The following is a 14177-nucleotide window of genomic DNA, read 5'->3' on the forward strand; positions in this document are numbered from 1 at the left end:
TAATGGCAAAAGGCGAGAAAAGCTGGGAAAAGCGGCTTAGCGGCGAGGTTGATCAGTTGGCGGTGAATTATGTGGAATCGCTGTCGTATGACCGCAGGCTGTATAAATATGATATTCAGGGATCGATCGCGCATGCGCAGATGCTGTGTGCGAAGGGTTTTCTGACGGCCGATGAGCTCGATGCGATAAAAGGCGGGCTGGCCCAGATTCAGGACGAGATCGAGGCGGGGCAGTTCGAGTTCAACGTCCTGCAGGAAGATATTCATATGGCGGTGGAGGCGGCGCTGACCGAGAAGATCGGTGATCCGGGCAGGAAGCTGCACACCGGGCGGAGCAGGAACGATCAGATCGCGACGGATATGCGGCTGTGGATGCGTGAGGAGATCGACATACTGCGCAGCAAGGTTCGCGATCTGCAGGGGGCGTTCGTGGAGCTGGCGAGCAAATATACGAAGGACATGATGCCGGCCTATACGCATTTGCAGCGGGCCCAGCCGATAGCGATAGGGGCGTATCTGCTGAGTTTCGTCGAAATGCTGGAGCGGGATTATCAGCGGCTCGGCGATTGTCGCAAACGTGTTAACGTGTCACCATTGGGAAGCGGTGCGGTCGCGGGCAGTACGATACCGCTGGACAGGGCGATGACGGCTGAGCTGCTGGGGTTTGAAGGCGTGATGCGAAACAGCATGGACGGCATGAGCGACCGGGATTTCTGCGCAGAATTTACGTTTGCGTGTTCGCTGGCGGCGGTGCATCTGTCACGGTTCGCTGAGGATTTCATTATCTACTCGTCCAGCGAGTTCGATTTCGTGCGGATCGATGACAAGTATTGCACTTCGTCGAGCATGATGCCGCAGAAACGCAACCCGGATATGCTGGAGCTGATGCGGGGCAAGACGGGCAACATCTTCGGCTCGCTCAGTGCGATGCTGATGATGCTCAAGAGCCAGCCATCCACGTACAATCGAGATATGCAGGAGGACAAGCTGCACATCTTCAGTGCTGCCGACGTTCTGCGGGCGTCGCTGGACATAGCGACGGCGATCGTGTCGAATACCCAGTTCAAGACGGCGGACATCGCGGCAGGGCTGGACAAGGGATTCCTGGATGCGACCTGTCTGGCGGAGTACCTGGTTCGAAAGGGTGTGCCTTTCCGCAAGGCGCACGGCATCGTCGGTGGACTGGTTGCGGAATGCGAAAAGCAGGGTCTCGCGAAGCTGGCGGATCTGCCTTTGGAGACCTTCACGGATGCGTGCGATGTGATAGAGAAGGATGTGTATGACAACCTCGGTGCGACGAACGTGGTAAAACAGTACGCCTCTGCGGGGTCCGCGGGTACCAAGCAGGTCGAGGAGCAGGTCGCGTTCTGGCGGCAGGAGTTCGGGCAGTGAGCGGGCAGGGCGAGGACAAGGTCACTTCGTGGTTCGCGCAGCAGAGCCGGGCGAGGGAGGAGCGGTTTCCGATAGGAATCGGCGACGACATGGCGCAGGTGAACATGGGCGGGGGCTCGGTGCTGGTGACGACGGATATGCTGCTGGACGGTGTGCATTTCGACCTCGCGAGCGCAGGCGCGGAGCAGGTCGGGTATAAGGCGATGGCGGCGAGCCTGAGCGATTGTGCAGCGATGGCGACCAGGCCTGTCTGTGCGGTGGTCGCGGTCGCGCTGCCGACAGGGTTCGGCGAGGACAAGCTAAAGGAGCTGCACGCGGGCATCGTGCGTGCGGGCGATATGTTCGACTGTACGCTGATCGGCGGCGATATTACCGCGTGGCGGGACAATGCCGGCAGATTCGTCATAAACGTTACAATGCTCAGTGAATGCGTCGACTGCGTGGAGCCTGTAAAGCGGTCCGGCGCGAAGGTTGGCGATGCGGTATGCGTGACGGGAGAGCTTGGCGGCTCGATCGCGGGCAAGCATTTGACGTTCGTGCCGCGGGTGGAGGAAGCGATCGAGATCGCGCGGGCGGCGGATGTGCACGCGATGATGGATGTGACGGACGGGCTTGTTAAGGACCTCAGCAGGATATGTGCCGCGAGCGGGGTTGGCGCGATCATCGAGGCGGAGAGGGTGCCGATGACTCACGCAGCTAAGGAGGGGAACGATCCGCTTGAGGCGGCACTATATGATGGCGAGGATTTTGAGCTGCTCTTCACGGTGTCGGCGGAGGATTATGAGACGTTGGCAGGGGAGCAATCGATAAAAGCGGGAATTACGCGCGTTGGCCTCATCACGGATTCGGGCAGGATCGAGCTGCAGCGCGGCCGGGACCGCGAAGTCTTGGATGTTAAAGGATACGATCATTTATAAGAGTATTTACGAAATGGAAGAAAAGAAGACATTCGAAATTGTGACGCATGGGCCTAGTGAGACGATGGAAATCGGTGCGAAGATAGGTGAAAGCCTGCGGGGCGGGGAAGTGATATGCTTTGTGGGTAATCTCGGGACGGGCAAGACGCATCTTATTAAAGGTATCGCTCGCGGGCTGGGGGCCGAGGATACGGGTGTGAACAGTCCGACGTTCGTGCTGGTTAACGAATATATAGGAGAGGGCGTTCGGCTGGACGCGTATCATATAGATGCGTATCGGCTGGAAAGCGTCAAAGAGTTTGAGATGCTTGGCTTCGATGAGCTGTGCTATCCGGACAGCGTGGTTATGATCGAGTGGGCGGACAAGGTTGAGAGCTATCTGGAGGGCCTGGATTACGTGGAAGCCAGGCTTGAGCATGAGGGAGAGAGTGAGCGTAAAATTATTTTGAAGAATCTTCCCGGCTATTTGTATGAGGTACTGACGGCAGAATAACTGATAGCTGACTGCCAGGGGCAGACTTATCGGTCCTTGCTGCTGCAATGCCAAATAAAACTGAATAGAAGCAAAAAATTGACGCTCGTGCATTTGGCACGGGCGTTTTTTATTTCTTATGTTTTGTGTGGTTCAAGTTTGATCATTGGAAACTAAATAATCCTGCATGGCGGGGAGCTCGGAAGGGCAGCCGGCAGTCACCGCAAAGAAAAGTTTGAATACCTGTTGCGAAGCTGACGCCGGTCGGAAGAGTTACCCGATTATCAGATAAATAGCCATGCCTTCAAGCCAGCTGGCAAAGAGGGCCGTCTTAATGATACTCCGGGGCGAAACCCCGAGCGAGGGACTGATGTCTCCTTCGGCCGGAAAACCCAGCTTTGTGAGAAGAGCATGGCAGACGAGAGTGGAAAGTATCGGCAAAATTCAAGCATTAGATTTGAGTGGTTCAAATCAAAACAAGAAAAGTAAAAAGTAACGAGAGATAATGATCGAGTTCGATCGAAAAGAAAAAGGGAGAACATTATGAGAGCTAGAAAAGGTTTTACACTGGTAGAAATTCTGATCGTTGTAGTTATTCTGGGTATCCTGGCAGCAATCGTCATTCCTCAGTTCAGTCAGGCAAGTTCTGATGCAAAGCTTTCGAGTCTGAGAAGTAACCTCCAGACGATGAGGTCGCAGATTGCTTTGTACAAAGTTCAGAATAGTGACAATCTGCCCCCTGCAGATACACTGGCAAATTTCGAAGGTGCAATGTGCCCTGAATATCTGCAGTCAGTGCCCAACAATCCTTTTACAGGTGGCAATACTATTACTCAAGGTGATAATACAGGTTTAGCCGGTGCTCCTGGAGATGGCAGCAGTGACTGGTATCTGAATACAACTGAAGGTATTGTTTATGCAAATGATACTGGCACACTTGATGATGGCACTGCCCATTCAACCTTCTAAATCACTTAAGATCTAATGCAATCGAAAGCTGGTCGGGTCCGGGGGGACTGGCCAGCTTTCTTTTTGTCTATACATAAATTACCGAAACTGTGTGGATTTCGGGTTCGGTAAGTTAAACTCCACTTTCAGATGCCCGATGTATTGATGCAGGATTATTGTGAGCTGCCTTGACAGGCCGCTTGTTAGTCTCGTCAGCGTTGCTGATGAAGTAAAGCGATTAGTTCTTGTGAGAGAGAATTATGATGAGAAGGAATGGAAAAGGAATCAGTATCCCGGAAGTTTTAATTGTCGGTCTTGTGATCTGCATCATTGGTGCTATCGTAGGACCTGCCTTTACCAAGGCGAGCGCGGAAGCCAAGCTGACGAACCTGGTGGACAGGCTCGAGCTCGTACGTAGCCAGATCGAACGGTACAAGGCAGAACACAACGGTCTGCTGCCAGGCCAGTTGAAGCATGGCTGTGGAATACGAAGCGATGATTTTGTGCAGGCATTGACCGAATCGACAAGTTCCACAATGCCTTACCTGAACGAAATGCCTGAGAATCCATTCAACGGCTCGAACGAAGTGAAGATCGGTGACGGCTCCAAGGGAACTATCGGTGGAGCCGGGTGGTTCTTCGACTTCAAGACAGGTGAGTTCAGGGCCGATAACAGCCGAATTCATGCGGCTTACTAGATGCGGTTGCAATTGAGTGCAGAACGCATTGGAAAGGTATGAAGCCTTTCCGGGGGATATGACATGTATAACAAAAAGAGCGGTTTTACGCTCGTCGAGATACTGATCGTGGTTGTGATCCTTGGCATACTCGCAGGGATCGTACTGCCCGGTCTTGGTCAGGCCAGTGAAGATGCTCACGAAACCAATCTAAAGAGCAATCTGCAAACGGTAAGGATGCAGATACAGCTTTATAAGACGCAGCACGACGATCTTCTGCCCGGCCAGAGTACAATTGGCGGCAATATAACTCAAGCCGATTTTAAGGCAGCCATCTTGAGCACCGATGCGCAGGGCTACGGTCCTTATATGCACGACATGCCCAAGAATATGCTGCTTAACGATGCCGCCAAACAGGACGATATAACGATAGTGAACAGCGACGGCGCGGTACCTACAGGTGCCGAAGGTACGGGCTGGTGGCTGAACGCTGCCAACGGTGATTTCCGTGCCTGCGACAGTGCTGATCATATAAACTGGTGAGATTTGAAGATGTAGAACATGAATCCGTCAAATAAAAACAGAAACGGCTTTACGCTGATGGAATCAATGATGGCCACTGTAGTGCTCGCTATGGTGGCTGCCGGCGTTGCGCTGCCGTTATCGAGCGGAGCGAACGTCCAGATGGAAGGCGCAAGGCTGACGATGGCGGCGAAGCTGGCGAACGATTTGATGGCAGAGGTTGCTGCGACGGATTTCGATTCGATCTCGTCGACGTTTGATGGCTTAAGTGAAAGCTCGGGAGCATTGACGGAATATGACGGCGACTTGTTGAGCGGCCCTGCATATGAAGGATTCAGCAGAAGTGTCAACTGCAGCACGGCCACTGTCGGTAAGGTGGACATGCTGTGGGTGACTGTGAGCGTAAGTCATGACGGCGAAGAGCTTGTGGCACTTAAGCGTCTCTTTGGGCCATAGATAACATGAACAGGACAAGCAGACAATCCGGTTTTACGATGATGGAGCTGCTGGTCAGTCTCATGGTCAGCTCGATCATATTCGGTGCGATCGCGACGATCGCTCACGCTATGTCTACCGCCAATACGCACATGGACGAGATGGGCAAGAGACAGGCTCATCTGCGGCATTCCAGTTTGCGTATCAGTTCGCTTATTCGTGACAGTATCGCAGCCTGGCGATTGGATTATAATGTTGCACTGTGGACAGGCGACAGCAATGCCGACGGCGGGATCAATGCTGACGAGGTGATTTATATCGAAACCAGTTCCGATGGTGCGCGGATATCGCTGGTGGATTTTCCTGACGATAATCGAGCAGCTACGGTTTCTTCTGTAAAATCAGGCAATTTCAAGAGTCTGATGAAAAGCGAGAACAAGGCCCGGACTACCGATCTGATCACGGATTGCAGCAGTGTATGGTTCGAACTTGTCGGAGATGAATTCGTAAGCATAACCTTCAATATGGATGATGGAGCGGGCAGTTGTAAATACCAGATATGTGAGACGCTTGCAGGTTCCGGTGCTCATTTGATCGATACAGAAGGGCTGATTAACTGATGGTGAAATTGATCCGCCAAAATCGAACGAATGAAAAAGGTGCCGCACTTCTGGTGGTGCTCTTTGTGGTTATGGCTGCGACCGTGCTTTCTATCGGTTTTCTAAGCAAAGCGGACAGCGAACTGGCAAGCGGATCGAATTTCATTGTCCGGACACAGATGGATTCTGTCGCGCAGTCCGGCCTTGAACATGCCAAAGCGTTGCTTAGCAACCCTCAGACGGTCGATACGTCTGTTTTGGATTACTGGACGGGCGGTACCGGGCTGCAGATCGAGTCCGGGGACGATTACTACGACGTTACTGTTACGCGGGATGCGACGACTGCAGCTTATGAGTATGTGTACGACATCACAAGCGAGGCCTATCGACTTAACGGCAGTGACAAGGTGGGGCGAAGTAATGTGCAAGGGCGTTTACGGCTGCATCCAGTGATAGCGTATTGGCAGCATGACTCACAGACAATATCTACTGCTATGACTATTAACGGCAGCACTTACGTGTGGTCCGACTGCCGACTTGATGGAACGGTCAATGGCGATGCTTATGCTGCAGGGCAAATCTACGGAACAGGCACACTCAACGGCAGTGAACATGAATACGAAGCCGACCCTCTGGACCTGCCCGGCCTTTCAAGCAGCGACTACCAGATGTCTTACTACTATGACGGCGGCGGGGCGTACAGTGTGACTTCAATTGCAAATTCTTACACGGGCAGTTTTGCTTCGGCTGGGATGAATAATCCAGCAAAAGTTTATTATTGCAGCGGTGATCTGGCGTTGACTGACATTGTAGGCACGATCCAGGGAACCATTGTTGTTTCGAGTAATTTGCGTATTTCGAGCGGATGCAGTTTTACTATAGATCCTGTCAAGAATATGCCTGCTCTTATTGTGGGTGACGAAATACATATTGAAGGGTCCGATCAGAGCATAGCAATAAATGGTCTGGTTCAAGTCGCGGATCACATCGATATGCTGGGTAAAACAAATGTCCAGTTCCAGGTAGACGGGGCGATGTATCTGCTAAGTGATGGCATTAAAAACCTTTGGGGCTCTGGCAGTAGTGTTACGGTAACTGCGGATCCCGTAGCGGCTTCGGTAGAAATATGGAGCAGCACCGAAAATTCGCGGCTTTGGAGCCCGGTAGGAGGAGCGGTTTTTGAGGCGATATCACGCCCGATGCCGTGAGCGTGAATGTCCTATAACTGTTGCAGTGCGAGTTTCATTGCTGCAAAAGGACGTGCAGGCCTCATTTCATTTCAATGATACCACCGTGATTTATGTATATGGCGTGTGTATCGGTCGTAAGGCTTATCAGGAGTGCGCCGGGCTTTTTGAGTGCCTGAGACGGGCTTGACCGCTGATATTGTGAAAACTGAGGGTTTTGAAAACATGAAAGTGTTGCTTCGCGATGTAAGGATTTGTAAATGACCGACAATGAAACCTAAACCAGGCTTTTGTGGTTAAGGGTTGACTGGGTGATGTCGAAACAGAATTCGGACGTGTCTTATCACGCTGGTACGAAAAGGATATGAATTATGGTTATTGATAGAAGAATAGATCTGACGACTTGCAGATCGGGCGGCTTTACGCTGATGGAAATCCTGATGGTTGTCGTCATTATCTCCGTCGCGGCTGTGATAGCGGTTCCCATGATGGGTTCTGCGGCAACCAGTCAGATTAAGTCTGCTGGAAACGTCCTGGCTGCGGATATTGAATACGCCAAGAGCATGGCCATCAGCAGGCAGAAGAATTATTCGATAGTATTTGATGCTGCCTCTGAATCATACAGCATAGAAGATGATTCCGGCAACACGATTACCCATCCCGTGAGGGGCGGAAATTATACGACCCAGCTTTCGAGCGGGTCCGACCTGGATCGAGTCAGTATATCGACCGCGAATTTCGATGATACGCAGACGCTGACTTTCAACTATCTGGGCAGTCCCTTCAATGGCGACGGAACAGCGTTGAACAGCGGTCAGGTGGTTCTGTCGGCGGATGAGCTGACGATGACAATAAGTGTTGAACCTGTAACCGGGTACGTAACGATTCAATAGAGGTATTGGTGTGGTTAGTCTGTTCAGGAAAAAGGCATTCCCAATAGGGCTGGATATCGGGAGCAGTTCCATAAAGATGATCCAGATTGGAGGCTGCGGCAGCGGAGAAAGGATCATTGCTGCTGAGCAGGTGGACCTTACCCCTGATATACGCAATGATAATGAACTCAAACGTGACTTTGCAGTTTGTGCGATCAAAGAGATGCTTTCGCGCGGAGGATTTCAGGGCAAGGACGTCATCTCATGTCTGCCTAACGGATCCGTCAAGAACAAAAGTATGCGAGTAACGATCGGGGAAGATGATGAGACGGATGACATCAATAGACAGTTAGCTGCCAGGCTTGGCCTTGATGCTGATAAGGATGAAATACGCCATTTACTGGCTGGACGTGTCATGCAGGGTGATGATGTAAAAAGCGAAGTAATCTGTTTTGGCGTGGGAAAAGAAACAATAGACAGCCATATCGATCTGCTGGAGGAGTCCGGCCTTGTTCCCGTAGGGCTCGATGCCGTGCCCTGTTCCATACTGAGAAGCGTAAGAAGGTCCCTCAGAAGGCAGGCGGACCGTGAGAAAAACAGATTCTACATTGATCTGGGAAGCAAATATACGACGGTTATCGCAGGCGGTGAGAATGGACTCAGCTTTATCAAACAGATACCCATGGGCGGCAACCTGTTGAACGAAGCAGTTTCGCGTTGCCTGGAGGTGGATATAAACAGGTCGATCGAGCTTCGACGAAAATTACAATGCGGCAACGATTCAATAAATTCCTCTACGCGACGCGCCCTGATCGATGCGATGAGGGATGTGAACGAAGAGCTCGCCAGAGAAATTTCCATGTGTATGCGTTACTACGCCGTGACATTCAGGGGGCACAGTCCCGACGAAGCACTGTTGTCCGGTGGAGAAGCATATGAGCAGACACTGGTAAATGCATTGAAGCGTCGCCTTGGTGTAGACGTGGAAGTGGCTCATCCTCTGAGAGGATTTGATATAGAAAAGACTGATCTCACGATGTCCGGTGACGGCTCGATGTGTGAATGGGCCGTGGCGATAGGTGCCGGTATCAAGGGCCGCGACAGTCTTGCAATAGGAAGTCAGAAATATGCAAGAAATTGATTTTCTGCCAAAATGGTACACCACAGGACGCAAGAAGAAGGTTAACTACCGACGGCAATATTTTGCCCTCGGAGTTCTATTCTTCGTTCTGATGATATGGAGCCTTGCTGGGACTTACTCGGTTTCCGTAAGCAAGGGCCAGGTGCGGATCATGCAGCGTTCGCTGAAGAACAATGCGCCCATAGCAGCCAAATATTCAAATTTTGAAGAGGAACTTCGAAAGCTCAGATCTCAGATGGAAGTGATAGAAAAACTGAAACAAAAGACAAGATACAGTGCTGCACTTTCTGAACTGAGTTATCTGATCGATGAAGATGTGGTCCTGAAGGACCTGGTGATAGAGGCCAAGGAGATCAAGAGAAAGTCGGACGGGGGAGCGGATAAGGTTCGACTGGTCGGCAATACAGAAAAAGCCAGGAAGGACCTGAGCAACGAGCGAAAGCTCAAGGTTATTCTCAAGGGTGTCGCAGTTGCACCCTCTGATGTTGCGAACTTGATAAGCAGGTTGGAGCGGTCACAATATTTCTTCAACGTAATGCCCGGGTTTTCACGCAACAAGGTTATAAACGAAAACCCCGTTACTGAATTTGAGATCGTCTGTCATGTGGCAGATTACGTGGAAGGGGAATGATCATATGCAAATGTGCGAAAGACAACAGCTTTTGATCATTGCCGTCGCTCTGGGAATACTTGGTATATTCGGTGCAGCGATCTATGCTCCTCTTGCCCGGCAGACCATGCGTTTGAAGACGACCAAGGCAAGCGTGCACGATGAGAACGGCAAGGTGAAATCGCAGATCGAGCGAATACCTTCTACCGTCCGAGAAAAAAGAGAGCTGGCTGCTGCGGTAGGCGATTTCGAAGCGAAAATACCCACGGAAAGACGCTTTGCTCAAGTCTGGGAACAGCTTGCAGAGGTAATGAACGAAGAGGGGTTGACCGATCAGTTGATCCAGCCCGGCGTGGAAGTGAAGGGTAAGGATGAGCTGGTATGTATACCCCTGAGCATCGAATGCACCGGTGATCTGGGCCAGATTTATGCGTTCTTTCGATCATTGGAAGAACTCGAGCGTTTGATCCGAGTCGACAGACTGGAAATATCGGAAGACAAGGATTCCGATGGCAAACTGAAAATGACCGCCAACGCCAAGATATTCTATCGTAGGAGCAAAACTACTTGAGCTAAGGGGTTTTTCTTATAACCACCCCATGCTTTTGTTTCCTATGTTTTGAGTAATGCATATGAATCAGCAGGCGATACATCTGAATAAAAAACCCGCAAGATCGCGGAAACACAGGGACCATAAGAAGATGGTTATGGCCTTTGGTCTGTTGGCGGTCATGGGATTCATGTGGGCGAGAGTTTTATTCTTTAGCGACGAAGGTCCTGAGAAGGCACAGGCCCAGGCTATGGCAGAACTTGAAGAACAGCAAAATAGTGAGAACCAGATAGAAATATCATATGTGCAGCTTCCGTTTGAGGGCGGCCGCCATGATCGGCTGGAGAACGACTTGTTCGGGCCGAGAAGCTGGCTTGAGCCGGAAACAAACGGCGAAGCCAAAGATGTCGCTGTGACCGTGAAGGAGCCGAGTGCTCAGGAGCGACAGCGAAGACTGGTCGAAAAAATGGCTGAGACGATAAAGGTCGAGGCGATAATTGTAGGCCAGGATGGTACTGAAAGTGAAGCATTCATTGGGAATAATATCGTGACTGAAGGCTCAACATTTTTGATTTCATACGACGGCAAGGAGTATGGGTTCACAGTTGCGGATATCTCAAGATCGAAGGTTATTGTTAAATGGAATGAATTTGAAGTGGCAATCGGAATGTCGCAGCCTGATGGACTTGAGTAATTTCTAAAAAGGGGAAGTCATGAAGAAGAATGGATTTGAAAGAATGAAAAGTAAAATGTCGCTGCTGGCGGCGAGCTTCGTGCTGGTTACGGTCGTGATCTCGCTGGCATGGGCCGAAGAAGGAGCACCTGAAGTCGAGGTGCAGATTGACGAAACAGTATTGACGGCAGAACAGCAGGAGGCTCAACAAAAACCAGAAGTAGCTGAACAGTATGAGTCATCAGAACAGGAAACTATAAGTGCGTCTTCGATACAGTCAATTTCCTTCAATAAGGATATGACTATTAAGGATGCGCTGCGTTTTCTTGCGATGAAATACCACAAGAATATCGTTCCTACCGCAAAGGTAGACGGAATGATTACTGTTACGAATCTTTACGATGTAACATTTGAAGAAGCTCTGCAGGCAGTGATCGGTCCCAACAAGTATGACGTTCAGGGCAACTTCATCATGGTTTACACACCCGAAGAGTTTGAGCAGTACAAGGATGACAAACGCAGGATGGAGTACAGAGTTTTCGAACTCTACTACATCAACGCTGAAGAGGCTAAGAAGCTGATCACTCCTCTTATGAGTGAAAATGGTCAACTGCAGTCCAGCACCGCTTCCGAGATCGGCGTAAGTGGTGGTGACGGACTGGACATCAGCGAGGGCGGCGATGCTCTTGCACTGCATGACTCTGTCGTAGTTAAGGATTATCCTGAGAACATCGAAGAGATCGATGCACTGCTGAAGGACCTGGATAAGAGACCCGTACAGGTCCTTGTCGAAGCTACGATTCTCTCAGCGAATCTCAATGAAGGTATGGAATACGGTGTGAATCTCAATCTGGCTGGTGGACTTGCAATCGATGGTGGTGACAGTGATACTGTCGTCGAACAGATCGCCAATTTCTCCGGCAAAGGTAATCTTGTCGAGACTGCAGGTTTCGCGAACGCAGGCGGCAACGGCTTAAGGCTTGGTATCCGTTCTGGTGATGTCTCAGCTTTCATTAGTGCACTTGAGGGCATCACGGATGTGACAGTTCTCGCTAATCCTAAGATCCTCGCTCTCAACAAGCAGGTTGGTACCGTATTCATCGGTCAGAAACTTGGTTACAGAAGCAGCACGAGTGTCAGCGGCAGCGGCGTTGCAACGGAAGGACAGGTTGAATTCCTTAACTCTGGTACGAAACTCTCCTTCAGACCCTACGTCGGCAGTGATGGTTATGTAAGAATGGATATCTATCCCAAGGACAGTAGTGCAGCCTTGAATGATGATGGTGTTCCCACTGAAACGACTGCTGAGCTCACATCCAACATCATGGTCAAAGATGGCCAGACAGTAGTTATCGGCGGACTGTTCCGTGATGATATCAGTTCTACCAGGTCGCAGGTTCCCGTACTTGGTGATATTCCTGTTATCGGTGCAGCATTCCGAGGTATCGAAGACGTCAGCGTTAGACAGGAAGTTATCGTAATGCTCACTCCTCACGTCATCGAAGATCCCAGTGAGGTCGAAGGCGAAGAGCGTGCCGAAGATATCGCACGCAAACGCTATGCAGCACGTGAAGGTCTGCAGAAGATCACAAGAACCAAGAGAGCTGAAAAGAGCTATATCGAAGCTGCAAAGCTGTACAGAAAGGGTTTGAAAGCAGAGGCGCTTCGTGAGGTTAACTGGGCTCTGCACCTCAGGCCCACTTACCTTGAAGCACTTCGGCTCAGAGAGAGAATTCTTGATGAAACTGATGATAACGGCGAACCTCTCGAACGAATAATGATCGACGTGATCGAAGAAGAAGATACTGAAAAATGGATGAGACTATAGTCTCCAGTTAAATGATAGGCCTGAACGGCTGTTCTGTGACCGAGAGTTTCCAGTGCAGCCGTTCAGTGCCACAAATAATGGGGTGGAAAATGTGTGGAGAGAAAATCGAAAAAGATAGAAGTTTCGCTTTTACGAAAGAAAGCTGTATGCCAATGACACAAAGAATTTGTCTTGTTTTATGTTGCCTTGGACTTTTGACCGCTGGTCTTGGCTGTGCAACGCATGAAGAACAGCGGCAGGCAATGCATGATCGTTGGGAGAAAACCTCAGCAAAAGCGAAGATACCTCTGGGGCGGGAATTTCTGAACAATGGTAGGAACAAAGATGCCAGAAAGGTTCTGCAGAAATGTCTTGACGCAGATTCTGAAATGCCCGAGGCGCACATCCTGATGGGACGGCTTGAAGTAAAAGAAGGACGAATTGCAAAAGCGCAAGGCCATTTCGAGACGGCTTTGCAATCAGACGATACATCTGACGAAGCTTACTACTGGCTTGGCGTTATTACAGAGAGACAGGAGGAATACCAAAACGCTGCAGATCTATATGCAAAGGCATATGAAATCCAGCCTGATGAGATCAAATACATACGGTCATGTGCCGGCATGTACGTTGCGCTGGGAGAGGACGACAGGGCGATGGAACTTTTGACCTCAGCCAATTCGAGGCTTGCTTCTTCATTCGAGCTCAAGGTCGTAACCGCGGATCTGGCCCAGCGAATGGGGGATACAATCCGCGCCATCGATCTGTACCGAGAAGCATTGATGATCGAACCACGTGATACCGATGTGATCGCAGCGCTGGGATACTGCTACATAGAAGAAAAAGAGTGGCAAAGCGCTTCGCAAATATTTGAACAGCTTCTTGATGATTCGAATGGTGCAAGCAGACAGGCCTACCTGAACCTGCTCGCCATGTGCAGTGTCAACAGTGGAAACTACGGCAAGGCCGTGAAGTACTATGACGAACTCAGCGTTGAAAGACGTGACGATCCTGTGGTTTGGCTCAAAATGGGCCAGGCTGCATTGGGAGCAAAGGCAGCAAACAGGGCAATCGAATGTGCCGACAGGGCTCTGAGAATGAAGCCCGGTTATGCTGAGGCCTATGCACTTAAGGGCTGCGCATTGTATGTAAAGAAACGCTATGAAGAGTCAATAAGGGTATTCAAAAACATCCGTCGCGATAAGAGTCTCGGTGCTTTAGCCTGGATGATGACTGGCCGATGTTATGAGAAGTTGAGCATATTTGAAAAAGCAGAAAAAGCTTATGACATGGCCAGGGAACTTAATCCTGACAGCAAACTTTTGAGTTCTATTGGTGACAGCGGAGACAGTTTGCCCTGGCAATAGTTTGAGGAG

Annotated in this window: 16 protein-coding genes; all 16 read left to right on the forward strand. The window is 50.5% G+C overall.

The features are described from left to right. Positions 1-2: 2 nt before the first annotated feature. The 16 genes from argH to STSP2_RS10015 all read left to right on the forward strand — a co-directional run bounded on the left by argH (position 3) and on the right by STSP2_RS10015 (position 14168). Positions 3-1391 carry an argininosuccinate lyase gene (gene argH, locus STSP2_RS09940; RefSeq protein WP_146662259.1) on the forward strand — a complete coding sequence of 463 codons (1389 nt, stop codon included), beginning with the start codon at positions 3-5 and terminating at the stop codon, positions 1389-1391. Continuing rightward, on the forward strand, positions 1388-2308 hold the full coding sequence (locus STSP2_RS09945; RefSeq protein WP_146662261.1) for a thiamine-phosphate kinase: 921 nt from the start codon (positions 1388-1390) through the stop codon (positions 2306-2308). The genes argH and STSP2_RS09945 overlap by 4 nt, the downstream gene beginning before the upstream one ends. Next, complete coding sequence (gene tsaE, locus STSP2_RS09950) at positions 2283-2801, forward strand: tRNA (adenosine(37)-N6)-threonylcarbamoyltransferase complex ATPase subunit type 1 TsaE (protein WP_146662263.1); 519 nt, start codon at positions 2283-2285, stop codon at positions 2799-2801. Before STSP2_RS09945 ends, tsaE begins: the two co-directional genes overlap by 26 nt. A gap of 522 nt (positions 2802-3323) precedes the next feature. Then, positions 3324-3749 (forward strand): type II secretion system protein, encoded by a 426-nt coding sequence (locus STSP2_RS17900; protein ID WP_146662265.1) that lies wholly within the window; start codon positions 3324-3326, stop codon positions 3747-3749. A 239-nt stretch (positions 3750-3988) separates the two neighbouring features. After that, positions 3989-4426: a type II secretion system protein gene (locus STSP2_RS09960; protein ID WP_146662267.1), complete on the forward strand. Its 438-nt coding sequence runs from the start codon at positions 3989-3991 to the stop codon at positions 4424-4426. A 63-nt stretch (positions 4427-4489) separates the two neighbouring features. Then, the gene (locus STSP2_RS09965; RefSeq protein WP_146662269.1) at positions 4490-4948 is read left to right on the forward strand and encodes a type II secretion system protein; all 459 of its coding nucleotides are present in this window, start codon (positions 4490-4492) and stop codon (positions 4946-4948) included. A gap of 18 nt (positions 4949-4966) precedes the next feature. Further along, a complete protein-coding gene (locus STSP2_RS09970) occupies positions 4967-5383 on the forward strand; it encodes a prepilin-type N-terminal cleavage/methylation domain-containing protein (protein ID WP_146662270.1) in 417 nt (138 codons plus the stop codon). Between the two features lie 5 nt (positions 5384-5388). Next, entirely contained in the window at positions 5389-5982 is a 594-nt protein-coding gene (locus tag STSP2_RS09975) for a PulJ/GspJ family protein (RefSeq protein ID WP_146662272.1), read from the forward strand. Continuing rightward, positions 5982-7169, forward strand: coding sequence for a hypothetical protein (locus tag STSP2_RS09980; RefSeq protein WP_146662274.1), 1188 nt, complete (start codon positions 5982-5984; stop codon positions 7167-7169). The genes STSP2_RS09975 and STSP2_RS09980 overlap by 1 nt, the downstream gene beginning before the upstream one ends. A gap of 350 nt (positions 7170-7519) precedes the next feature. Then, positions 7520-8041 (forward strand): GspH/FimT family pseudopilin, encoded by a 522-nt coding sequence (locus STSP2_RS09985; protein ID WP_146664042.1) that lies wholly within the window; start codon positions 7520-7522, stop codon positions 8039-8041. 10 nt (positions 8042-8051) lie between these two features. Next, positions 8052-9161 carry a pilus assembly protein PilM gene (gene pilM / locus STSP2_RS09990; RefSeq protein ID WP_146662276.1) on the forward strand — a complete coding sequence of 370 codons (1110 nt, stop codon included), beginning with the start codon at positions 8052-8054 and terminating at the stop codon, positions 9159-9161. After that, the gene (locus STSP2_RS09995; RefSeq protein ID WP_146662278.1) at positions 9148-9792 is read left to right on the forward strand and encodes a PilN domain-containing protein; all 645 of its coding nucleotides are present in this window, start codon (positions 9148-9150) and stop codon (positions 9790-9792) included. Before pilM ends, STSP2_RS09995 begins: the two co-directional genes overlap by 14 nt. 4 nt (positions 9793-9796) lie before the next feature. Continuing rightward, positions 9797-10342 carry a type IV pilus inner membrane component PilO gene (locus STSP2_RS10000; protein WP_169853123.1) on the forward strand — a complete coding sequence of 182 codons (546 nt, stop codon included), beginning with the start codon at positions 9797-9799 and terminating at the stop codon, positions 10340-10342. Positions 10343-10478: 136 nt separating this feature from the next. Continuing rightward, positions 10479-11015: a hypothetical protein gene (locus tag STSP2_RS10005; RefSeq protein ID WP_169853124.1), complete on the forward strand. Its 537-nt coding sequence runs from the start codon at positions 10479-10481 to the stop codon at positions 11013-11015. Positions 11016-11034: 19 nt separating this feature from the next. Then, positions 11035-12822 (forward strand): type II secretion system protein GspD, encoded by a 1788-nt coding sequence (locus STSP2_RS10010; RefSeq protein WP_146662284.1) that lies wholly within the window; start codon positions 11035-11037, stop codon positions 12820-12822. A gap of 242 nt (positions 12823-13064) precedes the next feature. Next, positions 13065-14168 carry a tetratricopeptide repeat protein gene (locus tag STSP2_RS10015; RefSeq protein ID WP_169853125.1) on the forward strand — a complete coding sequence of 368 codons (1104 nt, stop codon included), beginning with the start codon at positions 13065-13067 and terminating at the stop codon, positions 14166-14168. Positions 14169-14177 lie beyond the last annotated feature (9 nt).

Source organism: Anaerohalosphaera lusitana, from assembly GCF_002007645.1.
GTDB classification, from domain to species: Bacteria; Planctomycetota; Phycisphaerae; order Sedimentisphaerales; family Anaerohalosphaeraceae; genus Anaerohalosphaera; species Anaerohalosphaera lusitana.